At 61.5% G+C, this 25,211-nt stretch carries 29 protein-coding genes; 21 read left to right on the plus strand and 8 right to left on the minus strand.

Annotation, left to right across the window (positions count from 1 at the left end; all coding sequences use genetic code 11):
- Positions 1 to 14: 14 nt before the first annotated feature.
- The 6 genes from VR71_RS24750 to VR71_RS07150 all read right to left on the minus strand — a co-directional run bounded on the left by VR71_RS24750 (position 15) and on the right by VR71_RS07150 (position 6,391).
- Positions 15 to 2,135, minus strand: a complete 2,121-nt coding sequence (locus VR71_RS24750; protein WP_296430035.1) for a methyl-accepting chemotaxis protein — start codon at positions 2,133 to 2,135, stop codon at positions 15 to 17.
- 147 nt (positions 2,136 to 2,282) lie between these two features.
- On the minus strand, positions 2,283 to 2,804 hold the full coding sequence (locus VR71_RS07130) for a chemotaxis protein CheW (RefSeq protein WP_045682428.1): 522 nt from the start codon (positions 2,802 to 2,804) through the stop codon (positions 2,283 to 2,285).
- Between the two features lie 2 nt (positions 2,805 to 2,806).
- Positions 2,807 to 3,922, minus strand: a complete 1,116-nt coding sequence (gene cheB, locus VR71_RS07135; protein WP_296430037.1) for a chemotaxis-specific protein-glutamate methyltransferase CheB — start codon at positions 3,920 to 3,922, stop codon at positions 2,807 to 2,809.
- Positions 3,922 to 4,731, minus strand: a complete 810-nt coding sequence (locus VR71_RS07140; protein ID WP_045682430.1) for a protein-glutamate O-methyltransferase CheR — start codon at positions 4,729 to 4,731, stop codon at positions 3,922 to 3,924. Before VR71_RS07140 ends, cheB begins: the two co-directional genes overlap by 1 nt.
- Positions 4,731 to 5,942, minus strand: coding sequence for a chemotaxis protein CheW (locus VR71_RS07145; protein ID WP_045682432.1), 1,212 nt, complete (start codon positions 5,940 to 5,942; stop codon positions 4,731 to 4,733). The genes VR71_RS07140 and VR71_RS07145 overlap by 1 nt, the downstream gene beginning before the upstream one ends.
- Positions 5,943 to 6,082: 140 nt before the next feature.
- Positions 6,083 to 6,391 carry a hypothetical protein gene (locus VR71_RS07150; RefSeq protein WP_045682434.1) on the minus strand — a complete coding sequence of 103 codons (309 nt, stop codon included), beginning with the start codon at positions 6,389 to 6,391 and terminating at the stop codon, positions 6,083 to 6,085.
- Between the two features lie 364 nt (positions 6,392 to 6,755).
- Between VR71_RS07150 and VR71_RS07155 the strand changes: the two genes are divergently transcribed.
- The 18 genes from VR71_RS07155 to VR71_RS07240 all read left to right on the plus strand — a co-directional run bounded on the left by VR71_RS07155 (position 6,756) and on the right by VR71_RS07240 (position 21,233).
- Entirely contained in the window at positions 6,756 to 7,868 is a 1,113-nt protein-coding gene (locus tag VR71_RS07155; protein ID WP_045682436.1) for a sigma 54-interacting transcriptional regulator, read from the plus strand.
- Between the two features lie 12 nt (positions 7,869 to 7,880).
- Complete coding sequence (fliE, locus tag VR71_RS07160; protein WP_045682438.1) at positions 7,881 to 8,207, plus strand: flagellar hook-basal body complex protein FliE; 327 nt, start codon at positions 7,881 to 7,883, stop codon at positions 8,205 to 8,207.
- A 31-nt stretch (positions 8,208 to 8,238) separates the two neighbouring features.
- Positions 8,239 to 9,921 (plus strand): flagellar basal-body MS-ring/collar protein FliF, encoded by a 1,683-nt coding sequence (gene fliF / locus VR71_RS07165; RefSeq protein WP_045682439.1) that lies wholly within the window; start codon positions 8,239 to 8,241, stop codon positions 9,919 to 9,921.
- Positions 9,918 to 10,955: a flagellar motor switch protein FliG gene (fliG, locus tag VR71_RS07170; protein ID WP_045682440.1), complete on the plus strand. Its 1,038-nt coding sequence runs from the start codon at positions 9,918 to 9,920 to the stop codon at positions 10,953 to 10,955. Before fliF ends, fliG begins: the two co-directional genes overlap by 4 nt.
- 13 nt (positions 10,956 to 10,968) lie before the next feature.
- Positions 10,969 to 11,766: a FliH/SctL family protein gene (locus VR71_RS24755; protein ID WP_296430040.1), complete on the plus strand. Its 798-nt coding sequence runs from the start codon at positions 10,969 to 10,971 to the stop codon at positions 11,764 to 11,766.
- Positions 11,763 to 13,097 carry a FliI/YscN family ATPase gene (locus tag VR71_RS07180; protein WP_296430042.1) on the plus strand — a complete coding sequence of 445 codons (1,335 nt, stop codon included), beginning with the start codon at positions 11,763 to 11,765 and terminating at the stop codon, positions 13,095 to 13,097. The genes VR71_RS24755 and VR71_RS07180 overlap by 4 nt, the downstream gene beginning before the upstream one ends.
- The gene (locus VR71_RS07185) at positions 13,094 to 13,510 is read left to right on the plus strand and encodes a hypothetical protein (RefSeq protein ID WP_045682441.1); all 417 of its coding nucleotides are present in this window, start codon (positions 13,094 to 13,096) and stop codon (positions 13,508 to 13,510) included. Before VR71_RS07180 ends, VR71_RS07185 begins: the two co-directional genes overlap by 4 nt.
- A 163-nt stretch (positions 13,511 to 13,673) precedes the next feature.
- Entirely contained in the window at positions 13,674 to 14,969 is a 1,296-nt protein-coding gene (locus VR71_RS07190) for a flagellar hook-length control protein FliK (RefSeq protein WP_045682442.1), read from the plus strand.
- Between the two features lie 8 nt (positions 14,970 to 14,977).
- Positions 14,978 to 15,547: a flagellar basal body-associated protein FliL gene (gene fliL, locus VR71_RS07195; protein WP_045682443.1), complete on the plus strand. Its 570-nt coding sequence runs from the start codon at positions 14,978 to 14,980 to the stop codon at positions 15,545 to 15,547.
- Positions 15,548 to 15,556: 9 nt separating this feature from the next.
- A complete protein-coding gene (gene fliM, locus VR71_RS07200) occupies positions 15,557 to 16,534 on the plus strand; it encodes a flagellar motor switch protein FliM (protein WP_045682444.1) in 978 nt (325 codons plus the stop codon).
- Positions 16,535 to 16,607: 73 nt separating this feature from the next.
- The gene (gene fliN, locus VR71_RS07205; protein ID WP_045682536.1) at positions 16,608 to 16,877 is read left to right on the plus strand and encodes a flagellar motor switch protein FliN; all 270 of its coding nucleotides are present in this window, start codon (positions 16,608 to 16,610) and stop codon (positions 16,875 to 16,877) included.
- 65 nt (positions 16,878 to 16,942) lie between these two features.
- Positions 16,943 to 17,221, plus strand: a complete 279-nt coding sequence (locus tag VR71_RS07210; protein ID WP_045682445.1) for a hypothetical protein — start codon at positions 16,943 to 16,945, stop codon at positions 17,219 to 17,221.
- On the plus strand, positions 17,218 to 17,958 hold the full coding sequence (gene fliP / locus VR71_RS07215; protein WP_045682448.1) for a flagellar type III secretion system pore protein FliP: 741 nt from the start codon (positions 17,218 to 17,220) through the stop codon (positions 17,956 to 17,958). The genes VR71_RS07210 and fliP overlap by 4 nt, the downstream gene beginning before the upstream one ends.
- 2 nt (positions 17,959 to 17,960) lie before the next feature.
- Positions 17,961 to 18,227 (plus strand): flagellar biosynthesis protein FliQ, encoded by a 267-nt coding sequence (gene fliQ / locus VR71_RS07220; protein ID WP_045682450.1) that lies wholly within the window; start codon positions 17,961 to 17,963, stop codon positions 18,225 to 18,227.
- Position 18,228: 1 nt separating this feature from the next.
- Positions 18,229 to 19,050: a flagellar biosynthetic protein FliR gene (gene fliR, locus VR71_RS07225; protein WP_296430044.1), complete on the plus strand. Its 822-nt coding sequence runs from the start codon at positions 18,229 to 18,231 to the stop codon at positions 19,048 to 19,050.
- Entirely contained in the window at positions 19,043 to 20,197 is a 1,155-nt protein-coding gene (locus VR71_RS07230) for an EscU/YscU/HrcU family type III secretion system export apparatus switch protein (RefSeq protein ID WP_045682452.1), read from the plus strand. The genes fliR and VR71_RS07230 overlap by 8 nt, the downstream gene beginning before the upstream one ends.
- Positions 20,194 to 20,382, plus strand: coding sequence for a hypothetical protein (locus VR71_RS07235; protein WP_045682454.1), 189 nt, complete (start codon positions 20,194 to 20,196; stop codon positions 20,380 to 20,382). Before VR71_RS07230 ends, VR71_RS07235 begins: the two co-directional genes overlap by 4 nt.
- Before the next feature lie 236 nt (positions 20,383 to 20,618).
- The gene (locus tag VR71_RS07240; RefSeq protein WP_296430046.1) at positions 20,619 to 21,233 is read left to right on the plus strand and encodes a response regulator transcription factor; all 615 of its coding nucleotides are present in this window, start codon (positions 20,619 to 20,621) and stop codon (positions 21,231 to 21,233) included.
- 110 nt (positions 21,234 to 21,343) lie between these two features.
- Here VR71_RS07240 and VR71_RS07245 read toward each other — a convergent pair whose 3' ends face one another.
- Both VR71_RS07245 and VR71_RS07250 read right to left on the minus strand, forming a co-directional pair.
- Complete coding sequence (locus VR71_RS07245) at positions 21,344 to 21,742, minus strand: META domain-containing protein (RefSeq protein ID WP_045682456.1); 399 nt, start codon at positions 21,740 to 21,742, stop codon at positions 21,344 to 21,346.
- A 5-nt stretch (positions 21,743 to 21,747) separates the two neighbouring features.
- A complete protein-coding gene (locus VR71_RS07250) occupies positions 21,748 to 22,305 on the minus strand; it encodes a TetR/AcrR family transcriptional regulator (RefSeq protein WP_296430049.1) in 558 nt (185 codons plus the stop codon).
- Positions 22,306 to 22,465: 160 nt separating this feature from the next.
- On the opposite strand from VR71_RS07250, the gene phnC reads away from it, so the two are divergent.
- The 3 genes from phnC (at position 22,466) to phnE (ending at position 25,208) form a co-directional block, all read left to right on the plus strand.
- Positions 22,466 to 23,290, plus strand: coding sequence for a phosphonate ABC transporter ATP-binding protein (phnC, locus tag VR71_RS07255; RefSeq protein WP_045682458.1), 825 nt, complete (start codon positions 22,466 to 22,468; stop codon positions 23,288 to 23,290).
- Between the two features lie 64 nt (positions 23,291 to 23,354).
- Entirely contained in the window at positions 23,355 to 24,269 is a 915-nt protein-coding gene (phnD, locus tag VR71_RS07260; protein ID WP_045682460.1) for a phosphonate ABC transporter substrate-binding protein, read from the plus strand.
- Between the two features lie 69 nt (positions 24,270 to 24,338).
- Positions 24,339 to 25,208: a phosphonate ABC transporter, permease protein PhnE gene (gene phnE / locus VR71_RS07265; protein ID WP_045682462.1), complete on the plus strand. Its 870-nt coding sequence runs from the start codon at positions 24,339 to 24,341 to the stop codon at positions 25,206 to 25,208.
- The last annotated feature ends 3 nt before the right edge of the window (positions 25,209 to 25,211 follow it).

The following is a 25,211-nucleotide window of genomic DNA, read 5'->3' on the forward strand; positions in this document are numbered from 1 at the left end:
CACCCACCGCCAGATCAAAAGCCGTGGAAGCCGCGTGCATCGAGATCGAGCGACCCGGACCCATTCCCATTGCGCATCGCTTTGTCGTTGGGCTTGCCGTTGAGCATGGCTTGAATCTGCGCCATCATCTCGGGCGTCAGACCGCTCAGGCCCGTAATCGGCATCGCCGTCGCGGCCCGCCGCAACTTGAACCGACCGATCTCGTCCTTCATTTGCTCGGTGGCCGCGCTCATCTCTGCGGCACCGGCGGCCAGTTCATCCGCCTGCTGGCTGGTATCCAGCGCGGATTTTGCGATTTCGGACATGGCCAGCGAAATCTGCGCCACGCCACGCGACTGCTCTGCGCCCGAGCGGTCGATTTCCTCGACGATATCCTTGACCTGCGTGATCTGCTGCGAAATGCCGGTGAAGGCTTCCGATGTCTCATCGGCGATCCGCACACCGGCGTTGACACGGTTCGATGCATCTTCGATCAAATCGGACGTCTCGCGCGCCGCCTTGGCGGAGCGTCCCGCCAGATTGCGCACCTCTTGCGCCACCACGGCAAAGCCGCGCCCATGCTGACCGGCCCGCGCCGCCTCGACCGCCGCATTGAGCGCCAGAAGGTTGGTCTGGAATGCGATTTCGTCGATCACCTTGATGATCTTGGCAATGTCCTGCGACGAGGTTTTGATGCCATGCATAGCCGTGACCATGTCTTTGATCTTGGCTGCGCCATTATCGGCAAGTCCCACGGCGCTGGTCACGAATTGCGACGCTTTCTGCGTGGCATCGGCATTCGCGCGCACCTGCTGATCGGTCTGGTTGACCGAGGCCGAGACCTCTTCGACCGAGGCCGAGGCGACCTGAGAATTGGTCGAGAGAGTCTGGCTCGAATGCGCGACCTGATTGACCGTGGTTGCCACCTGATCCACCTGCTCTGCAATCACCGCAAAGGCACTGTTGAGACTGCCAAAGGCCTGCTCGAAGGACTCGATGACGCTCCGGTATTCACCTTTGAATTTGGACAGATCGGCCTGCACGTCGAGATTGCCCGCGACGATGGAGTCCGAGAGACCCCGGATCTCAGAGACAACCTCACGGAAATTACCACGGACCTTCTCTAGGATACGATTTATGAAGATCTTCTTGCCTGGCAGCGTGTCAAACGGCGCGTCGAAATTGCCTTCACCAAATTCCTCGACCACCGCAAGTGCTGCCTTCTTGGTGTCGATATGCGCCTTGACCATCTCATTGGCCATGTTTGCTGCATTACGGATATCGGCGTCCTCAAACAAGCTGACGTCGATATACACGTCGATATCGCCCTGCTCGTGGTTGCGGGCCATGTGATTCATCTGCTCCAGCAATTGCTCAAACTGCCGCTTCGCCAGTTGATTAACCCGGTCCATGTCGATGAACCGTCGGCGCGCAGTCTCAAGAGACTCGTTGAGGAATGCTTTCTTTCCCGGCATCTGCGGAAACGGTGCATCGAAGTTGCCCATCCCGAACTGCTCGATGACACCCATCGCCAACTTCTTGGTGTCGATATGCGCGCGCACCATGTTATTGATCATGCTGGCCGCCTTGGTGACCTCTTCGCTCTCGAAAACACTGGTGTCAATGAAGGCGTCGATATCTCCCTTGTCATGCCCCGAGGCCATGGCCTCCATCTCCGAGAGCAACCGCGAGAACTGTCCGAAAGTGGCTTCGTTTTCCGCCTTGATCCGCTTGACCTCTGTCACGTCGCGCCATTCCACAAGTACGAATTGCGAGCTGCGTTCGATGCCGGGAACCGGCGTGGCCATGAACTCGAGAGAAATGCCACCGATGCTGAACGCACCCTCATGCGGCTTGTGCATGTTGTCCATGATCCGGCGCTGATAGGATGGGTTTTTATGGAACACGTCCACATTTTTACCGACAATGTCGCGCGCCCGAAAATGCGGCAGATCACGCCGGACATCATCCTCGATCCGCTCGAACATCTTGAACGCAGCTTCGTTGCAATAGAGGATATTGTAATCTCCATCGGCAACCATGACCGGATTGCCCAACGAGTAAAGCAGTGTGGTGGCGACCACACGTTTAGCGAGATCGGCGTCCATTGTTTCAGTACCTTTGACTTTGGCGTCGCGCGGGGATTGCGTGGTCATCAAATCATTCCTTTCAGTATCGCCGATGGGGGAACTCGGCGTCGGTTGTGTGGGAGGCTCGTCCAAGGGCGGCATCGCCGTCGCATGAGACGCGGAAACGGGCTTTTGTGTCGGGGCGGGGCTTTTGGGCTTCTGTTGGGCCATGGCTCAGGCCTCGACCGTGGCAGGCGGCATGAGCGCGTCATCCTCGACCAGAAGATTGACATCGAGCAGGATCGCCACACGCTCTTCCAACCGCCCCAGCCCCATCACCAGACTGCGGCCCTCTGCCCCTGAAAAACTGTGGGTGCGGTCGATCTGGCTTGCGGGAATGTCGAGCACCTCATTGACGCCATCGACAATCAGGCCCACGGGTGCGTCACTTACTTGCAACACGATCACCACAGTGCGGTCGTCATAAGCCTTTTCCGGCATGCCAAAGCGCAGGCGCACATCCATCAACGGGATCACCTTGCCACGCAGGTTGATGACGCCCTTGATGTAACGCGGCACGTCCGGCACGCTCATGATGCGTTGCAATCCCACAATCTCAGTCACGACACCAATCGACACGCCATAAAGCTCGGTTCCGATCGGAAAGGTCAGGTACATCGTATCAATGGAATCCGACGGCTCTGCATGAACCTCGGTCTGCGGGGCGTGCGCATCGGCAAACGCTGTCTTTGTCATGGTCAGACTCCTTTCTGAGTGAATTGGGGCGCAGGTGCGGCAGTTGTTCGAACCTGTGCAGATGTCGTGCCAACTGAGGCCAGCAGTTGTGCCGCCATAAGGTCGAGCGGAATCTGTTCCATCGCGCCGCCCTTTTCCCAAGCGCGCGCAGGCATGCCGTAGACCAGAGAGCTGGCCTCGTCCTGAACAAAGGTCTGCGCCCCTGCCAGCCGCGCGGCCAGCAATCCGTTGGCTCCGTCGCTGCCCATCCCGGTCAGCACCGCCGCCGTCAGGCGCGGCGCGGCAACGCGCGCAGCAGACGTCAAAAGCACATCGACCGACGGAATCGAAAAGCAGACCGGATCACCCGCCTCTAGGTCAACCACCAGACCGCCCTGCGCCAGTCGCCGAAGCACCATGTGCTGCTTGCCACCCGGCGCGATGAGCGCCAGACCGGGGCTTAGGCGATCCCCCATCCGCGCCTCGCGCACCTCAATGGCACAGGTGGTGTTGAGCCGCCGGGCAAAGGCCTCGGTGAACCCCTCAGGCATGTGCTGCACGATGACAACGGGCGGGCAATCAGCCGGAAGCGCATGCAGCACCGCGCCCAACGCCTGCACCCCGCCGGTCGAGGCCCCGAGTGCGATCACCCAATCGCGCGAAGCCGCCGGGGCGAGGGACACCGCACCGCACTCTGGCGCCGCCCGGTGCGTCTTTGGTAAATTGAGCCGCGCCACCGCACGCACGCGCTCGGAAATGGCGCTCAGCGCCAGATGGTCCGCAGTCCCCGGAGCCAGCCCACGCGGCTTGGGCATCACATCGACCGCCCCCGCCTCCAGCGCCTCGATGGTCCGCTTGGCCCCGCGCTGTGTCTGCGAGGAAACCACAATCGTTGGGATCCGTAGTCGCGCGACGGTCTGGCGCAAGAACTCCAACCCTCCCTGCCCCGGCATCTCGAGATCAAGGGTGATGACATCAGGACGACGCCCCAACACAAAGGCACGCGCCTCTTCGGCGCTGCCGGCCTCACCTATTACCTCAATCGCCGGATCAGCAGTTAGCGTCCGCGTCAGGAACCGGCGAAACACGAGTGAGTCGTCAACAACAAGGACGCGAATGGGTGCGGCAGCCATGGTCATCACGACCTCCTCCGATAGAGACCAGTCGCGACAGGTTCCCAGAGAGTGCCAAGCTGACGGACAGATTCCGTCACCGACGTCACGAGCCAGCCGCCCGGCTCGACAACATCATAAAGCGCATTCACAGTGGCGGCCTGATCGGCTCGGTCGAAATAGTAGAGCACGTTGCGGCAGAACACCGCCTGAAAGGGGCGGGTGAACGGATAAGGCGTGGCCTTGAGGTTCATCCGGCGAAACGTACAAACCTTGCGCAGCTCCGGTGCCACCCGGTATTGATCAATGCCGGTGGGCTGGAACCAGCGCTGCACCACCTGCGGATCCGTTTGCGAAAACTGGCGTCGCGGGAAAATCCCCAATTCCGCCCGCTCGACCACCGGATCACTGATGTCAGTGCCCAGAATATGCGTCCGGTTGAGCGCAGATACGCCCAGCCGAGACGCCAGCATGATCGCGAGCGTATAGGCTTCCTCGCCGGTCGAGCTTGCCGCCGACCAGAACCGGAATTCGGGTCGGGTTTGAAGCTCGGGCAGAGCCAGGTCCATGAACTGATCCAGAACCTCGATCTCACGAAAGAAATATGTGTGATTGATTGACGCCGCGTGCAGCACCGCAAGCTGCACCTCCTGTGCGCCCGTCTTGTTCAATTCTTGTGCCAGACGGTTGAGATCAGGCAGATTGAAACGACGCAGCACCCGGTCCATGCGCTGACGCAATAGATCGGTTTTGGATGGCGCAAAGGTGATCCCACAGCGTTGGCTCAGCCATTCACGCAGCTGATCGAACCCAGCCTGATCCGCATAGGCCACCATCACCGTTCTCCTCCGATGGCCAGACGTTCACAATCGAGCACCATTGCCACCTCACCCGAAGACAGGAGCGCAAAGCCCCAGCTCGCGCGCACCCGCGTCAAGGCCCCCTCAAGCGGCTTCATCACCACTTGCTGACGGTCGAGAATTTCATCAACGGGCACGGCAATCGGCCCGGTACTGGCCTCGAACACGATGAAAACCATCTCCGAGAGCGGCGGCAGATCGGTCCGCATGCCCTCAAAGAATTTCTCCAACCGGCACACTGGAATGAACCGATCCCGCAGCCGCAACATCTCGCGGCCATTTTCGGCGGCAAGTGCCAAATGGTCGCCCGCATTGGGCTTTGCAATCTCGGCAATATCGTCAATCGGCACGCAATAGAGCTGCGTGCCAAGCCGCAAGATCACACTGTCCAGAAAGGCCAGCGATACCGGGATATGCAGCGACACCGTTGTGCCCTTGCCCTCTTCACTCAGCACGCCGATCCGACCACGCAAATCCTTCATCGTGGTGTTGAGAACGTCCATGCCCACACCCCGGCCCGACAGTGTCGTCACCGCCTCTGCCGTTGAAAAGCCGGGCTCGAATATCGCCTTCCAAACCACGGAATCTTCTGGTTCCTCAGTGGCACCGAAGAGACCACGCTCGCGCGCCTTGCTCAGGATCTTGCGACGGTTCAGACCACGCCCGTCGTCGATGACCTGAATCCGCACCTCACTGCCGACCTGCGCCGCCGAGAGGACGATCCGCCCGGCAGGCGACTTGCCTGCGGCCACGCGCTCTTGTGGCGATTCAAGCCCATGATCGGCAGAATTGCGCACCACATGGAGCAGAGGATCATAGAGACGATCCGCCACCAGCTTGTCGATGGCGGTATCCTCGCCACGCATCTCCAGATCAATCTGCTTGCCGGTTTCACGCTGTAGTTCACGCACCATGCGCTTCAGCCGGCGAAACACCTCATCCACCGGAACCAGCCGCAATTCGCTGGCGGCATCCTGAACCTCACCCACGATCATCGACAACCGATGCGCCGCAGCTTCGAACCCTACCAGATCGAGATTGGCCAGTTCCGGCGCATTGATCGTCTCGGAAACCGACAATGACAGTTCTCCGACCAGATCCATGAGCCGTCCAATCTTGTCCGAGGACACGCGCAGCAATGCCCCGCCGGACGACGGCTCTGCCACCTGCTCTGCCCGCGCAGTCATCTCTGGTCACCCCAATAAGGGCGCAGCAGTAATGGGGACACATTCGCCATGGGGTTTGGGTCTCTCTCAACCTGTCAGCATGTTCGCCGGTTACATTTGCACAGAGCAATGCAACCAGCGTGCCAGACGCATTATCGACGTCAGGCCGCATCCTCGGCGTTGCCGTCGAAATTGAAGATGCAGACCCCTTCGAACCCGGTGGAGCGGAAGAGAAAGGTCTTTTTCATCGTCTGAATGAACCCCCCGTGCTTCTTCTCGAAATTCTTGAGATCCGCGATGGTCGGAAAGAACAGGTTGACAGAGATGTCCCCTTCCTTGCCGATCATGACGGTCAAGCCCGAGATGCGACATTCCGGAATCGCATTCCCCAGAATCTCCGTGATGAAAGGGGCCGCGATTTGCGCTGCATCGAGGCTGGGAAATTTGAGATGATACGTTTTCGATAACATTTGTGCCTACCCGTTAAGCTCTTCTGAACAAGCAAACGGACCCAAGCCCCAAAATGTGAGCGCGGTCGCAATATATCTCACGAGTATCTTTGGAGCAGACGCGCTCGCTTTTGACGCGAACCGGTTTCGAAAGTATCAGATCATCCAAAGGACAGCATCCGCGCACCATAGGGGTGACGATGCACCGACACCCGACAGCAGCATGGCCCGCGTTTCGTCGGTATTGCGACGATTCAACGACGCAAGGCGTATCCTTTCTCCGCAAAACAGCGCGGCACGCCCAATTGAGGCCCCAAATGGGCTAAAACCCCGGATGGCACGATCTCTGCTTACTGATTTCATATAGCAATCAAGGAGGTTTCCCATGGCCGACATCTGCATCACCGCCCCGAATTTCCCTCAGGCACAGGCCCTCAAAACCCTGCTTGACGGACGTCGCCTGAATGTCCGCATCGGCTATCAACCCACCTGCCATACGCTGGTTCAAGGCGCGCCCGTGACCGACCAGCGCGCGCTGGTCGAGCTGGCCCGCAAACTGGGGGCAAAACGGATCGTCGTGATCGAAGGTCAGGCTCCTGACTTTGCTCTGCGCGAGGATATGGGCGGACGCCTGTTGACTGTATCCCTGCCAGATAGCGGCCTGCCGGCGTTGCGCGATGCCGCCCTGATGGCGTTGGCCGATCTGCTCGCCGCTCCGTTTGGCGCGATGGTTGCCGCCGACCCGCAGTCCGGCGCGTTGATAGACATGGCCCGCCGCGTCGCCCGCTTTGATGTCAGCGTCTTTATCAATGGCCCCACTGGTAGCGGCAAGGAAGTGCTGTCTCGCCTGATCCATCAGGCCTCGCCGCGCGCCGACAAACCCTTTGTCGCCATCAACTGCGCGGCTATTCCCGAAAACATGCTCGAAGCCATTCTCTTTGGCCATGAGAAGGGCGCCTTCACCGGTGCCAACACAGCCAACAAGGGCTATCTGCGCGCAGCCGACGGCGGCACGCTCTTGCTTGACGAAATCTCTGAAATGCCCATGGCGCTTCAGGCCAAATTGCTGCGTGTGCTGCAGGAAAAGGTCGTGACCCCGCTCGGCAGCCAGACCGAAACGCCAGTCGATGTGCGCATCCTCGCCACCTCCAACCGCGACATGGACATCGAGATCGCCAAGGGCAATTTCCGCGAAGACCTCTATTACCGGCTCAACGTATTTCCGCTCGAAACCCTGCCGCTCGCCGCGCGCGCTCAGGATGTGCCGGTTCTGGCCCAAGCGATGCTGCGCCGTCACACCCCAGTGGGTCAACCGACGCCGCTTCTGGCCCCGCAGGCCTGCGATATTCTCGCCAACCATTCCTGGCCCGGCAATGTGCGCGAGCTGGAGAACGTCATGCAACGCGCGCTGGTGCTGGCCGATGGCATGGTGATTGCACCCGAGCACATCATGCTTGTTGCCCGTCCCGTCGCCCTTCCCACCTCACTTGCCGCCTGATCCTGATTTGAAATGAGCCTGACCGGCATCTCCTCTTCCGTCAGCATGATGCACGCCTCACAGGCGGCACAGCGGCCTGACCCCATCGTGCGCCCCAGCCCCACGGCCGAGGCGCAGGGGCCGAACTTTGCCGAACGGTTGGGACAGGCGGTCGAGAGCGTGAACACCCAACAGGGCAAGGCCTCTCAGGCTGCACGTGACTTCGAGACCGGGCGCACCGAGGATCTGGCCGCCGTCATGGTCGAACAACAGGTCGCCTCACTCGGGTTTCAGATGACGATGCAAGTCCGCAACAAGGCCCTGACTGCCTATCGCGACATTATGAATATGCCGGTCTGATCCTCAGACCAGAACCGCAGAAAGACTGACAATGGACGGAACGCAGACCACCCTCCCGGCACAGGCTGGCACCAGCTCGTTGGTACAACGGGCGCGGCTCGCGCTGTCTGGCATGGATGGATTTATCGCACAACCCGCCCTGCGCCGCGCGCTCCCTGCCATTGGTGTGCTCTTTGTCGTGACCCTCGGATTGGCCGCTTGGCTGTTGCTGGCCCCGGCTGATCGCGTGACGCTTCACGCAGGTCTACCCGAGGCCGAGAAATCTCGCGCTCTTGATGCTCTGACCACCGCAGGTATCGACGCGCATCTTGATCCCTCCTCAGGCGCGTTGTCTGTAGCCGCCGACCAGTTCCACAGGGCGCGCATGCTGCTGGCGGCCGAAGGTTTGCCAGAAGGGGCGACCGACGGCATGACAGCGATTGACGGAATGCCGATGGGCACCTCGCGCCAGATCGAATCTGCCCGCCTGCGCCGGATGCAGGAACTCGACCTTGCACGTTCCATTCAGGAGTTGCGCCCGGTGCGCGCCGCCCGCGTGCATCTGGCCCTGCCCGAACGCAGCGCCTTTGTCCGCGACAGCCAGCCCCCTCGTGCTTCGGTATTTCTCGAACTTGCCCCCAGCATGTCGCTCGATCAGGCACAGGTGCGTGCCATCGTCAGCCTCGTGTCCGCCGCCGTGCCTGACATGCCGCGCGGCAACGTCTCGGTCGTGGATCAGACAGGCACGCTGCTAACGAGCCCAGAAGAAGACCCGGTGCAGGCCGAGGCCGACCGCCAGATGCAGCATCAGCGCCGCCTGGAAACCGTTTACCGGGACCGAGTCCTAGCGCTTTTGACCCCAATCGTGGGCGTTGGCAATGCCGCCGTCGAAGTGACTGTCGACATGGACTTTACCCGCTCCGAGATCACCAGCGAAGAATACCTGCCCGAAACAGCCCTGCGCAGCGAGCAAAGCAGCAGCCAGCAAACCAACGGGGCCAAGTCCGGTGGCATTCCCGGTGCAGTCGCCAACACGCCGCCCAACGAAGCGCAATTGGCCGAGGCCGCGACCAAGACCACCCAAGAAGGCGTGACCAACAGCAACACGTCCTCCACCCGCAATTACGAGGTCAGCCGCCGCGTTGAAACCCGCCAGCCGCAGACCGCCCAGCTCAAACGCGTGCATGCCGCCGTGCTGCTGCACCGCCTGCCGACTCCGGCCGACGCCTCCACCGCAGCCACCCCGGACGCCGTGCCGCTTGAAGAAATCGAGGCGCTGACCCGCTCTGCCATCGGCTTTGACGAAACCCGTGGCGATATCGTCACCGTGGCCAGCGCGCCCTTTGTGGTGACCCCGTCAACGATCCCCGCCGATCACTGGTATGACGCAAGCTGGTTGCCTACTCTGGGTCGCACGTTGGCACAACTCGCCCTCTTCGGGATCATCGTTCTGGGTGTGGTCCGCCCACTTCTGAACCGCCTGCTGCCACCCGTCGGAGCCACGACCGCAACCGGCATGACCTATGGCGACGCTATAGAAGTGCCACGTGGCGAGAGCCTGTCCGCCCTGCGGCAGCGCCTAGAAACGGCCGCGCCCAATGCCGACGACCTCAACGGCGCGATCACCTATGAGGAAAAGATAGACCTGCTGCGCCAAATGGCCGGGTCCGAGACCAACCGCATTGCAGGCGTGTTCAAATCCATGATCGCGCCCGTCGGCGAGGACAGGCCATGACCCTCGCGCTGCCCGCCCCTTCCGCCAACAGACCCGGCGCAGACCTGACCCCGGTGCAAAAGGCCGCCATTCTGATGATGGTCTTTGGCGAGGACACCGCCGCGCAGATTCTGCGCGCCCTCTCGCCGTCCGAAGTGCAGGTGCTGGGCGAGGTCATGTTCACCGTGCAAGGCGTCGACCACGACACCGTCGATGCCGTACTCAACGAATTTTTAGGTCTCGTCAGCAACCAGACCGGGCTGGGCATTGGCGCGGGCAACTATGTCCGTCAAGTGCTCGATCAGGCGCTTGGCGCGCATAAGGCGCAATCGGTGCTGTCACGCATCGTGCCGTCCAACAGCGAGCGCCCGATCGAGATCCTCGATTGGATGGACCCCTCCGCCGTGGCCGAACTGATCCAGGACGAACACCCGCAGATCATGGCGCTGGTCATCGCCTCGCTCGATTACGCCCAAGGCGCAGAGGTGCTCAAACTCCTGCCGCCCGAGGCGCAGCCCGAGATCATCCGCCGCATCGCCACGCTGAACACTGTGCAACCCGAGGCGCTGCGCGATCTCGAAGAGGTCATGCGCGCCAAGTTCAAGGCCAACACCACCCTGCGCGCCTCGCAGATTGGCGGGGTCAAGGCCGCCGCCCGGATCATGAACTTTACCCGTCAGGACATGGAAGAGCGGATCATGAAAGACATCCGCAAGGACGACAAGCACCTGTCCGAGGACATTCAGGATAATCTCTTTGTGTTTGATTACTTGATCAAATCCGACGAACGCGCCCTGCAAACCGTGCTGCGCGAAATCGAGAGTGAAATGCTGGTGCTGGCCCTCAAAGGGGCCAACCCAACCCTGCGCGACAAGCTCTTAAGCTGCGTCTCGCAACGCGCCGCCGCAAATATCATGGACGAGATGGAGGCCATGGGCCCCGTGCGCCTGAGCCAGGTGCAAGAGGCACAGAAACAGGTTATCACCGTCGCTCGCCGCCTGTCGGATGAGGGCAAGATCACGCTGGCCGGACGCGGCGGCGAGAAGATGGTTTGAGATGATGAGCGCCATGTCCGCCTCTGATCAAGCCTCTGACGTCATCCCCAGCGCCGACGCGCTGACGCCCGAGGATCTCTTGGCGTTGGTGCGCCGCTCTTCGCAACAGTTCCAGCGCCGTGACACCACCGGTCCTGCGGCAAAGACCGACAACGGCTTTGCCGCGCATCCGATTGTGCGCCCCTTCCGCGCGCCCGTATCAGAGCAAACCGTAGAAACACCGGAACCAAAGGCTGAACGCGCAGCGCCCGCCACCACCTTTACGCCCGCACCGCCGCCCGCCACCCTCGACATCGAAGCAGAGCGTCGCGTCGCGTGGGCAGAAGGGCACGCGGCCGCCCTGCAAGAGATCGAAGCCGCCCGCGCTACAGCCCGTGCCGAGGCCTTCGAAGAGGCCCGCACAACCGCCGCGCATGAGGTCGCCGAGGCGCGCGACATCTTTGCTGCGACACTCATCCGCCTGACCAGCGCCGAGCATGAACGCCTGTCAGACTTGACCGCCAAGTTGGAGCTGGCCGTGCGGCAGCTGGCCACCCAACGCGCAGGGCAAAAGATTGACGAGGCCCCGCGTCCCTTTCTGCGCCGGATCGAAAAGATCACCCATCACATCGCCGCCGGGGCGGAAAACACGGTGGTTCTGATGAATCCCGCTGATCTCATGGCGATCAAGCCGCATCTCAAGGATTTCAGCCCATTGGCCAAGGGGCGGCTTTCTCCCGACACCACCCTCGGACGCGGCGATCTGCGCATCCGCATGGACGATATCACCTTTTCAGACGTGATCGCCGAACGCGATGGAGGGCTGGCATGACCGATTTGCTATCCCGCCTTTCACAGGCGACCGAGAGCATGGCTCAAACACCGCCACCGGGCTACTCGGGGCAGGTGCTGCGCTATGATGGCCTCATCCTCGAATGTGCGGGCTTTCCCGCCAGCCCGGGCACCCGCTGTCGGATCGACACCGAAGATGGCAAGGGTGCCACCGGCGAAATCGTAGGTTTTGCCAATGGCCGCAACCTGCTCTTTCTCGACCAGCCCGGTGCGCGCATCACCCATGGCTGCACCGTGCATAAACTTCCCGGTGGACATAGCGCCGCCATGGGCGACGCCGTTCTCGGCCGCGTGCTCGACGCCGAAGGCGCGCCGCTCGACGGGTTTAGCCCTCCCGACTGTCCCGTTACCCGCCCTCTCGCGGGGCGCGAACAGAATCCGCTCGCGCGGCAACCCGTGGATGCCCCCCTCGATGTGGGCGTCCGCGTGATCAACGCCGCGCTCACCGTCGGGCGCGGTCAACGCGTCGGCATCATCGCGGGCTCTGGCGTCGGTAAATCGGTGCTGATCGAGATGATGACACGCTATACATCCGCCGATGTGATCGTCGTCGGGCTGATCGGCGAACGCGCCCGCGAAGTGGGTGATTTCGTCTCAAAGGTCATGACCGGCGAGAACCGCGCCAAGACCTGCGTCGTGGCCGTGCCCGCCGACCGCTCCCCCCTCCTGCGTCTGCGCGCCGCCCACCGCGCCACTGCGATAGCCGAATATTTCCGCGATCAGGGCAAACAGGTCATGCTGATCATGGACAGCCTCACCCGCGTGGCCCATGCCCGCCGCGAAATCGGTCTGGCCCTGGGCGAACAACCAACCGCCAAAGGCTATACGCCGTCGGTCATCTCGATGATCCCCGGCCTGATCGAGCGCGCCGGTCCCGGCCTGCCTGGTCAGGGCAGCATCACCGCGTTTTACACTATTTTGGCCGATGGCGATGATACCACCAACGATCCCGTGGTCGATACCGCCCGCGCCATTCTCGACGGGCATTTCGTGTTGTCGCGCAATCAGGCGCAGATGGGCATCTATCCGGCCATTGACCTGACCCAATCAGTCAGCCGGGTGATGAAGGACATCGCCGAGAAACCCCACCACGTGGCGGCACTTCGCCTGCGCCGCCTCATTGCCCTTTATATGGAGAACCGCGACATGATGCTGATGGGCGCCTATTCCCCCGGTCAGGACGCAACCCTGGACGAAGCCGTGGCCCTTTGGCCCAAGATTGAGGCGTTTATTCGCCAAGAGATGGATGAACCCGCCAGCCTTGAAGACAGTATCGCCGCCCTTTGCGCGTTGACAGGCGGTGCCGCATGAGCGCGCGCCAGCACCGTATCCTCACCTTGATGGCCCGTCAGGAAAACCGCGAACTCGGGCATCTGTCGATTCAGCTTGGCAATTTGCGTAACCGCGAGATGCAGGAATTCGACATGGCCGACCGCTTGGGTCAGATGCTCGACCAAAGCGCCCAAGTCCCGGCCCAACCAATGACGCCCGGCCAGCTCTGCACCGCGCATTTCATGGGCCGCACCCTCGTGCAGCAACTTGAGGCGACACGCAGCCAAATGGCCCGCACCCGTGAACAGCGTGCGGCGCTGGAACAGGATCTCTCACAACACCAACGCCGACAGCAGATTTTGCAAGAACGCGCCGATCTCAACCGCCTTGCCCAGCTACAGGCCCGCGCCGACACACAGGACAATGCCGCCCTGCCCCGCCGCACCCGGTAGGCGGCCAAGGAGAGCAAGATCAAAATAGGCAAGAGGTCGTCCGGCCGGTCAAAACCACCTTGCAGGAGGATGCGCGGCGGCCAGAGCCAGCAAGAGGCCCGAAGCCCATGCTTGGCACAGACCTTGCAGCGACACACCTGACACCCTTCACGGAGCCCCCGGTATGATCGCCTCGGCATTGACAAGCATTCCTGCCCAAACAAGCCCGACCACCGGCCGCGGCAGCATGACACTTGCCGCGCCCGCCGCCAATAGCGGGGCCGCGCCGCTCCCTGGCTTTACAGCCCTCTTTGACGCAGCCCAAATCAACCTTCAGCACGGTCAACCAGACGCTCAGAAAAGCCCCATTCAGGGCACTGATCCGCTCGCTGCTGCGCCAGCTATCCCCCCCAGCTCTCGGACATCCATTCCGACCAACATTGCGCCCGTGCTTGCATCCGCAACTCAGGTCGTGCAGCGGGACGTAAGTACGATTGAGCCAACACCCACGGCGCCGCACACCCTTGAAAGCGCGCCGGTGAATACGGACCTGAGCCAAGCTCAGATCACCACCGAACCCGGACCACAAATCGTGGCGGAAGCCGCACCACAGATCGCAGCAGACTCTGAGACTCCGCCACACCCCGACCAATCGGACCAACCGATGCCTCTTCCGTCCGACCCTAAAATCCCCGAGACAAAGCAGACATCGCTCGAAAGTGAGGCCAACGACACGGCAGCCCGCGACTTCTCGGAGGCACCGGAGACCGCCACGCCCATGCTCTCGCCGATGGCGCTGCCCATGGCCCTCCCTCTTGCACCACAGACAGTGGCCAACTCGCCTGCGCCAGTGGCACCCAATGCTCTCACCGAGGCCACAGACACCACGGAACCTGAGATGCCGCCGCTTGCGAGCCTCGTCGCCTCTCCCGACCTCGGGGTGCCAGACAATTCGTTCGAAGCGGCCAGCGCAATCACCCTGTCTCTGACCACATCCGTCGCCGCGCCGCCCTCTGCGTCCAACGCATCCACACACGCCCAGCCTCTCGATCTCTCTGCCCCCACCTGGCCAGAACAGATGGTGCAGGACATCCGCCAGAGCGCCGCCACCAACACCGATAGCCTGACCCTGACGCTCACCCCGGAACGTCTTGGCACCCTGCACATCCGGCTCGAGATACAGGACGGCCAGACTCATGTGCATATCGTCACCGAGACGCCCGAGGCCGCGCGCGCCATTGCCGAGGCCCAACCGAAACTGGCCGAGGCCATGGCCCGCGCCGGGCTCGAGATGGGCAATCAATCGACTGGCACAATGGGTGGCTCCGGCACCTCTGGCGGCGATGCCAACACCCGCAACGGCGACCAGCATGCTGCGGACTCTGGTACAAACACCCACCACTCCGAACCGGATGTGGTTCCGACCGAAACCACGGCCACGCGCCGTTCCTCACTCTCCTCCATTGATCTGATTGCCTGAGGTTCCCCATGGCCGATGCCGCACTCCCCAATCTCGACGCCCGCCCCAAGGGTGGCTTCCTCAAGAAAATGCTGGTCTGGCTACTGATGGCTCTGCTCTTGGGCGGCGGTGGCTTTGGCGCGGGCTATTTTGTCTCTGGCGGACGGCTGTCACCCTCGCAAGAAGTGCTTCGCCTTATCGAAATGGAGACCGCAGCCGCAGAGACCGACGCCGGTGCCGAGCCCAAACGAATCCCGCGCGAAAAACCCGAAACGCCGGTGTTTGAAACTCTCTATCACGAGTTCCCAGAGCCTCTGACCACCAATCTCAAGGGCTCGCGCCGCTTTCTTCAGATCGGCGTCGGCGTCTCTACCCAATATGATGCCAGCGTCATCACCCATATCGAAACCCACGCCATGGCACTCCGCTCTGACATGCTGGCGGTGATCTCGAGCTTTGCCGAAGAGGATGTCGAAGGCACTGCCGGGCGCGAAGCATTGGCCGAGGCGCTCAAAACCGCAATCAACTCGCGGCTCGAGGCACTCGAAGGCTTTGGTGGGATCGAAGGCGTGTTCTTTCCCTCCTTCGTTCTTCAATAGGGGCAGAGCATGGCCAGATCCACCACCAACGCCACCCATAAACTCAGCTCCAACGAGGTTGCAGCCCTTGTAGACGGCCTGCTCGATATGGAGAAAGAGGCCACCCACGGCACAGAGAGCATCCGTCGCTACAAATTCGGCTCTGACAACCTGTCGATTATGGGGGATTACCATGGGTTGCGCATGGTCAACGAACGCTTCTGCCGCCTCGCGCGGCCGGTGTTTCTGCCCTTCCTGCGCATGCACCCGCGCATTTCGGCCTTCCCCCCAGAGGTCAAAAGCTTCTCGCAATATTGCGACGAGCTTGAGAATTTTGTCAGCCTCACCACTGCCCGCGTCGATGCGCTGCGCAGCAATCAATTGATTATGTTGCCGCCCAATTTCGTCTCGCTTTTGACCAACGCCTACTACGGCGGCAATATCGCCTATCTGCCGGGCGGTCGCGCGGAGTTCACCGCCAGCGAAAGCCGGGTAATCGAAATCGTGACCAAGGGCGTCTACCGCGCCTTGGAGGCGGCATGGCGCGATCTCGTGCCGCTGACCTTTGGTAGCCCGGTGCATGAAGACAACCTGCAATTCGCCACCTTCGTCGAAAGCGAGGAGAAAGTCGTCTGCTGCTCTTTCATCATCCAATTGCCCGAAGCCGACCCGGCCACGCTCGACCTCATCTATCCGCTACAGGCGCTCAAACCTATCGCGGCGCGCCTGCGCTCGCGGATGCAGTCCGATCAGGTTGCCGATGACCTGCGTTGGCGCGCCCGCCTGCGCGAGGCGGTGATGGCCGTGCCGCTCAACGTCACGGCGCGTCTGGCCGAACCCAATGTGCCGCTCAGCTTGCTCACAGGTTTGCGACCCGGACGGGTGGTGCCAGTCGATCTGGCGCCGCGCCCGCAATTGCTCGTCGAAGGCACACCGCTCTTTGACGCCGAACCCGGCGCTCAGAACGGCCACGCCGCTCTCTCGCTCACCCGCCGCCTAGACCCCTGACAAACCTGATCCTCAAGGAGATCACACCATGAGCCCGACCACGGAAACCCCTGACATCACAGACCTGCCCGACATGGGACCGCATAATGTCGACCTGGGCCTTTTGGCCAATGTCCGCGTCAGCATGACCGTTGAGGTGGGCAATACTCAGATCACGCTACAAGACCTCTTGCGCCTCAACGAAGGCTCGGTGGTGGAACTTGACCGCATGGCCGGCGATCCGCTCGACATTCTGGTCAATGGCACCCCCATCGCCAAAGGTGAAGTTGTCGTCGTCGGCGAGAAATTTGGCATTCGCTTTGGCGATATCGTCGATCCCAAACAGCGAATCGAGACCGTCTGACCGACCCGTCTGCGTGGCACGAAACCTGCAGGGATTGATCAACCAATCCTTGCAGGAGAGACCCCGTGGAACTGCTGACACCTGAACGCATTCTGACCCTTGCGGGGTTTCTGGGCGTTCTCGTCCTGATCTGGGCCGCCATCCGCCTCAACCGCGCATCGCTTGCGGCGCGGCTTGGCGCGGGACGCACCCTTGAACTGGCTGAGACCCTCAGCTTGGGCGGTGACGCCCGCGCCATCCTCTTGCGGGCACAGGGTCAAAGCGTTCTGGTGGTGATGGGCCGCAGATCCGGCACCGCTCTGACGCTCTTGCCCACGGCCCCTGCCGCGGAGGACGTCGCATGATCCGTCGCATTCCGCTTCTGGCACTCGTCCTCCTGCTGCCCTCCCCTCTGTTAGCGCAACAAGGGTTGCCCGCAATCACCCTCTCGGATGATGGCGGCACGACCTATTCACTCTCACTGCAAATTCTCGCGCTGATGACTGCGCTCACGGTCCTGCCCTCGTTGGTTCTGGGCATGACCGCCTTTACCCGCATCATCATCGTCCTGTCGATCCTGCGTCAGGCGATGGGAACACAGCAAACCCCGCCCAATCAGGTTCTGATCGCCATCGCCCTCTTTTTATCCTTCTTTGTCATGCAACCTGTGCTGACAGACATCTATGAGACGTCGCTCACCCCTTACCTTGATGGGCAGATGACCCCGGATATCGCCATTCGCGGCGCATGGGACAAACTCTCGACTTTCATGCTCGCCAATACCCGGCAGAACGATCTTCTGATGTTCGCCGAACTGGCAGGTGACGCGCCTTATGCCAGCGATGCCGAAGTGCCGGTCTCGGTCCTCTTGCCCGCTTATATCACGTCCGAACTCAAGACCGCGTTCCAGATCGGCTTTCTGCTCTTCCTGCCCTTTCTGGTGATCGACATGGTGATCGCCTCGATCCTGATGGCGCTTGGCATGATGATGCTGTCACCAATGATCGTATCACTGCCGTTCAAGCTGTTGCTCTTCGTACTGGTCGATGGCTGGGCGCTGACCATGGGCTCGCTTGCCTCCAGCTTTCAAGGAGCGCTCTGAACATGGATTTCGACGCCAACATAGAGCATCTGCGCATGGCCTATTGGAATATCCTGCTCACAGCGGGTCCGGTTCTGATCATCGCCCTCGCCGTGGGTCTTGTGATCGGCATTCTCCAGGCGGCCACCTCGATCAACGAGGCCACGCTCAGCTTCGTGCCGAAAATGGCCATCGTCATCCTGACCATGGGGCTGATGTCCGGATTCATGCTCAGCACGATGACCGACTATTTTCTTCAGGTGTTTGACGCCATCGCGACGATCAACTGACATGCTGCCAGATTTCGCCCCATCTGCGACTGGCCTGCCAGGGCTGGAACTCACCCAATTTACAGGGCTGGCACTTCAATTCCTGTTTGCCATGCTGCGTATCGGTGCCTTTGTCCTCTCTGCCCCCCTCTTTGCGGCGCGGTTCATTTCGCTGCCGGTGCGCATTATCATCTCGGTCTGCCTGACGGTCCCGCTGATGGGTCAAGTGCCGATCCCGGCACCAGATGCGCTTGCCTCGCTTTCCAGCGTGGTCATCGCCTTGCGCGAGCTGGCAATCGGGCTCTCGGCGGGAATGGTGCTGCAAATCCTCTTTGCCGCCGCCGTCATGGCCGGGGACCGGATCGCCAACACCGCCGGTCTTGGCCTTGCGGCACAGGTCGACCCCTCGACCGGCACGCAATCACCGGTGATCGGCCAGTTCTTCATGCTCTTTCTGCTCGCCATCTTCGTAACCGAAGACGGCCATCTCGCCGTCATCCGCCTAATTCTGGACAGCTATCGAACCCTCCCCATCGGCACACCGATCAATGGCACGATCCTGATTGACGCTGGCATGGTGGCCACGACCAAGATGTTTCTCGACGCGGCGCAGCTGATGATGCCGGTCGTATCGGTTCTCTTGATCTTGAACATGGTGATCGGCGTGATCACTCGCTCCGCCCCTTCGCTCAATATCTTTGCCTTTGGCTTTCCGCTGACCATGACCGCAACACTGCTTTTGCTCTTTCTCACTGTCACAAGCCTTGGTCCCTCCCTCTCCGAGCGGGTGGCACAGGCCTTGCAGCACCTCCTGCAGATGTTGAACGGATTACCCAATGGCTGACGCAGACGACGGACAGGAAAAAACCGAAGAGCCAACCGCGAAGCGTCGCCAAGAGGCGCGCGAGGAAGGTCGGATCACAACCTCCACCGAGGTCTTCGTGCTGGTCACGATGGGTATGGGTGCGCTCATGCTGATGGCTGGGCAATGGGCGCTGCCGGGGCTGGCGGATCGTTGGGCCACCGGGCTCATCATCGACGGGGTGCAATCGCTCGACGCAATGATGTATGAGCGCATGCGCACCATGATGCTCTGGATGCTCGCCGCCGGACCGGGGCTTGGTCTGCCTCTGCTCGCCACAGTTCTGGTGGCGCAGAGTGTCATGGGCGGTCTCAATTTCGCCCCCAAGGCGATCGGCTTCAAGCCGGAGAAAATCAACCCACTGACCGGGTTGGGGCGCATGGCCTCGATGAAATCGCTTGTCGATCTGGGGAAAGCTGTCCTGAAGGTCACTCTGTTGCTCACGGCCGGCATACTCATGCTTTACCCGCTTCTGCCTGCGCTGGAAGGCTCTGCCGCGCTCTCTCCCGGTGATGCCATGGTGCTCTTTGGCACGGCCATGCTGCGAGTGCTGGGCGGGTTGCTGATCGGTCTCGTCGTAATCGCCGCGCTCGATCTCGGCTGGCAGATTCACTCCAATACCAAATCCATGCGCATGTCCCGGCAGGACATCAAAGACGAATCCAAGGAATCCGAAGGCTCACCGGAGCAAAAAGGTGCCATGCGCCGCCGCCAGATGCAGGCCTCGCGCCGCGCCTCGGAACGCAAGGCTCTGGCCGATGTGCCACTGGCCACCGCCATCATCACAAACCCCACACATTTCGCCGTGGCGCTGCGCTACGAACCGGGCGCCGATGCCGCGCCGCGCATCCTCGCCATGGGCAAGGGACCGATGGCACAGGCAGTGATTCGCCGGGGTCGCCGCGCAGGCGTCACCACACTTCAGGTACCACCGCTGGCGCGCGCCCTCTACTTCACCGGCGCAATCGGACGGGAAATTCCCGATGTGCTCTTTGCTGCCGTGGCCGTGATCCTCGCCCATGTCTGGCGTCTGGAACAAGGGCAACCCGCCCCCATGCCCGATGTGGACCTGCCTCCCGACCTTACCCTCGACGAATTCGGTCGCCCCCTCAAATGGAGAACCCAATGACACACCGCCACCGCTCCACAGGTGAGATGATCTCGACCCTTTGCTTCATCGGTGTGGGTTTCTGGTGTCTCGGCACAGCCCTAGATGCGCCACAGCCCAAGTCCGCTCTGCTCATTCTCTGCGCCTTCGCCAGCCTTGCAGGATCGGCACGCCATCTCATCGCACGCGCGTTTGAACGCACGTGAGGGCGTCCAGTTCTCAGTGCTCCATGCGCAGAAACCCAATTTTAAAAGACGTATTCGACAGTCGCTCAGCCATTCAATAGGAAATCCGCAACACCTTTTGCTAGACCTTGACCCGCCACCACCGTAAGTATTGAACTTCACACCGGAATGGCTATCAGATGGACGCGGTTCACGATGCGCGGGGTTGGGGTGCGTAGCAAGGCCGTGATCGACAACAGCGCAGGACAACCCACGCAATGCCCATGAAAATCCTTCTTGCCGATGATCACAACCTCTTGGCCGAGGCGGTCGGTAATATGCTGAACGCCCTGCCCGGCAACGAGGCGATCACCACTGATTCCTACGATGGCATCCTCAGCCTGCTGGCCGAGCATTCCGATGTCGATATCGTGCTTCTCGACCTCAAGATGCCCGGCATGGTCGGTCTCGCCAGCGTCAAGAGCGTCATCGAAAAATCCGCCCCAGCCAAGGTGGTGCTGTTCACCGGCATGGTGGACCGGCATTTTCTGCACAGCGCGCTGGAACTCGGCTGCAAGGGGCTGATCCCCAAAACGATGCCGCTGCAATCGCTCAACAGCGTGTTGCAACTGATCATGTCAGGCCAAACCTTCGTCCCGATGGATGCAGGCACCACTGGCCATGACAAATCCGGCCCCGATCACGACCTGACCGAAAAGGAACTCTTTGTGCTGCGTCTTGCCGCCGACGGTCTGACCAACAAGGAAATCGCCCGCGACATGGGCACCAACGAGGTGACCGTGAAAATGCACATGCGCGCAATCTGCAAAAAGCTGGGCGCCCGCAACCGTGCCCATGCCGCGATGATCAGCCGCGAGCGCGCGCTGATCTGACGGGGCGACTCGACAAGTTGGGACAAAGAACGCGGTCTAGGCGATTGGCTTAGCCCACAACCATGCCCGCGCGGAACGCGCCGCCGCGCGGCCACTCTCCCGTTGCCGTCCTACTCCGCCCTATCGCTCCCCTGAAACACCATCTCGCGCCCTGCGTCATTTGACAGGATCAACACATCCCCCAGAACCTCGACCAAGGTCATTTCGCCGAGCGCAGCGAAATACAACGCCTCTGCAGTCACCTCCGGACAAGCGCGCTTGGTTGCCGCCACATTCTCGGCTGAAAACCACGGATAGGGTGCGGTCTGCCGCCCGGAATAGCCGTTACAGGGGGCCGCACCCGCCAATTTCCCGTCTGCCGGAAACGTCAACGTCGCCTCTGCCGCATACGCCGCCCCGTCAATGCTCTGAAGATGCCACACCGCATCGGCCCCACCATGGCCCGTCACACTCTCATCCTTGCAATAGCCCAGCACAGACAGCGCCATGACTGTCAAAACCAGCCGCATCGGCCTTACCTCAGCGCCAGTATGAGATCGACCAGCGATCCGATGGCGGGCGCCGCCTGATCCTGCGCCGTGTCTCGCATCGCTTGCATGCCAATCGCAGACGCATAGAGGATCCGCGCCATTTCCAGATTGCCGATGTCACAGGCGGACAATAGCCGATGCAACCGCGTCAGACGCATCTCGTCGACTTGTGCCACCGCCTCTGCCGCGACTGGATCAGCCCCAGCCCAAGCCCGGATTGCCGATTCGGCGCGCAAAGACAGGCTATCACCATGCACCGTCGCGGCTATGCTCTGCGCGGTGTCACGCAGCCGCACGGTATCCGTGCCAGCTTCTGACGCCGCCTCAAGCGCCACTGCAACCTCAGCCTGCCACAACGCAAGAAGTGCTTGGTGATAGGCGGGTACATCAGCGAAATGCCAATAAAACGAGCCTTTTGTTGCCCCCAGCCGCCGTGCCAGAGGCTCTGCCCCAAGCGCCGCCGGACCCGCCTCGCACAGCGCCGCGAATCCGGCCCAAAGCCAGTCAGTCTGCGTCAAACGGGGGCGGCGGATCGCACTCATGGCTCAGCCATACGCAGCCAGCCCTCGGGCTGCAAGGGGTGGCGCTGTCACGGCGCACTCCCCATACACCTCAACCCTCTGTCGCAAAAGTTTTACGCGCCTGTCGCAAACTCTTTGAGAACGCCGGTTACGTGGGTCGCAAACCAAGGGGGCATTCTTCGTGCTGAGTATCGACACGCTGACCAAGACATTCGGCCGCAATACGGCGGTGGACAAGGTGACCTTCACCGTAACCAAACCTATGATGATCGGCATCATCGGGCGCTCGGGCGCGGGCAAATCCACCCTGCTGCGGATGATCAACCGCCTAACCGATTGCTCGTCGGGTCAGATTCTCTTTGAGGGGCGCGACGTGACCGCCCTCAGAGGGGCCGATAAACGCAGTTGGCAATCCGACTGCGCCATGATCTTTCAGCAATTCAACCTCGTGCCGCGCATGGATGTGGTCTCGAACGTGCTGCATGGCACGCTCAATCGCCGCTCGACGCTGTCCACGATGTTCAACCTCTACCCCCATGCCGACATTCACCGCGCCATTGAAATCCTCGACCGGCTTGGCATCGCCGACCATGCTCCCAAACGCGCCGAGGCGCTCTCGGGCGGGCAGCAGCAGCGCGTGGCCATCGCCCGCGCCTTAATGCAAGACCCCAAGATCATCCTCGCGGATGAACCCATCGCCAGCCTCGATCCAATGAATGCGCAACTGGTGATGGACGACTTGCGCCGCATCCACGAAGAGGACGGGCGCACCGTGATCGCCAACCTGCACACGCTCGACACCGCGCGGCGCTACTGCGACCGGGTGATCGGCATGCTGCATGGCCGCGTGGTCTTCGACGGCACGCCCGAGCAACTGACCACTGGCGTTGCCCGCGACATTTACGGAGCCGATAACAGCTTTTCCGAAGAAAGCACCTCGACCTCCATCGAAACGCTCGACCGCAGCACCGCCCGCGCCCTGCGCGCGGCCGAGGCGGCGGTCTGACCGTCCCCCCACCACCCAAGGCCCGCCGGGGGTGGCGGGTCGTAATCCAACTGGAGAAAAATCCATGAAGAACCTCGTTGCTGCCATTCTCGCAACCACCGCGCTCAGCGGCGCGGCCTTTGCCGACACCCACAGCCAAGCTAAGATCGAAGAATTCCGCATCGGCATTCTGGGCGGCGAAAACGCACAGGACCGCATGTCGTCGAACGAATGCTACCGCGCCAAGGCCGAAGAACTGCTCGGCGTGCCGGTCAAGCTCTTCACCCCCGCCGATTATGACGGCGTCATTCAGGGCCTCTTGGGCGGCACGCTCGACATGGCCTGGCTCGGGGCCTCCGCTTACGCCAAGGCCTATCTCACGGACCCCGAGGCGGTCGAGCCGATCATGGTCAAGACCAACCTCGACAAATCCTACGGCTATTATGCCGTCGGCTTTGCCCGCAAGGATCGGAACATCAGCTCGCTCGAAGACATGAAGGGCAAGGTCTTTGCCTTTGGCGATCCCAACTCGACCTCCGGCTACCTGATCCCCTCGATCGAGATCCCCGTCGAGATCGGCGCAACCATGGACTCGGGCGATTACTTCGGTGAGGTTAAGTTCGTCGGTGGCCATGAGCAGACCATCGTTGCCGTCGCCAATGGCGATGTTGACGCCGGCGTGACTTGGGCCGATGGCATGGGCGCGTGGGAAGACGGCTACAACTCGGGCGCGCTGCGCAAGGCTGCCGATGCAGGCCTCGTCGACATGAACCAGATCGTCGAGATCTGGAAGTCGAAGCCTATCCCCGAAGGCCCCATCGTGCTGCGCAAATCCCTGCCCGAACGCGTCAAGCTTGACATCACCACCTTGACTGCCTCGCTGCCCTATATGGACGCCGATTGCGCTTATAACTTCATGGCCGGTGAGGCGCTCGGCTTCCAGCCGATCAACCACGACGCCTATCTCTCGATCATCGAGGCGCGCAAGGCCTCGAACTAAGCCTAAGCGGCTGACACCAGACCGGGCCTGCATCGCCGCAGGCCCGGTTTCGCATGACGGGGGACAGCTATGACCGATCTGACCGCAGGACAGGCCGCCGCGCGCGTGCAATCCGTGCAAGCCGCCTACATGGAGATGACCCGCCGCAAACGCACCTATGGCGCGGTGATGCTGATCGTCTTCGTGGCTCTGATGGTGTCCGGCTTTCAGGTGGCCGATGCGCGCAACGCGGGCGGCTTCTGGGACGGGATCGGCAATATCTTTCAGTTCCCCGGCGAAGTGCTGTCTGAAGCGGCTGAGAAAATCGCCAACTTGCCGGGGCTGATCTGGAAATTCCTGCCGTCTCTTATCGAGACCGTGAACATCGCGGCGGCCTCCACCCTGCTCGGGGCGATCTTCGCGGTGATGATCTCGCTTCTGGCCACGCGCGGCCTTGCCAAATGGCCACGCCTGATCGGGGTCTTTCGCCGGATCATGGACGTCCTGCGCGCGGTGCCCGAGATTGTCATCGCCCTCGTGCTGATCTTTATCTTGGGCGGCGGCCCGGTGCCGGCAATGATCGCCATCGCTATTCACGCAACGGGCGCGCTCGGCAAACTCTTTTCCGAAGTCAATGAAAACGCCAGCCTCAAACCCGTCGAGGGGCTGCAATCGGTGGGCGCGACATGGGGCCAGCGTATGTGGCTGGGCGTCATCCCGCAGGTCGCGCCGAACTATCTCAGCTACGCCCTCCTGCGGTTCGAGATCAACATCCGCGCCTCCGCCATCCTCGGTTTCGTGGGCTCCGGCGGCATCGGCTATGACCTCAAAAACGCCTTCAGTTGGGGACAGGGACGCTATGACGAGGTGGCCGCGATCTTTCTGCTTCTGTTTGGAACCATCGTGCTCTTCGACCAGATTTCCAGCCACTTCCGCAACAAGCTGATCGGCGAGGGCTAAGAC

Origin of the sequence: Roseovarius sp. BRH_c41 (genome assembly GCF_000961715.1) — a bacterium.
Taxonomy (GTDB): domain Bacteria; phylum Pseudomonadota; class Alphaproteobacteria; order Rhodobacterales; family Rhodobacteraceae; genus Roseovarius.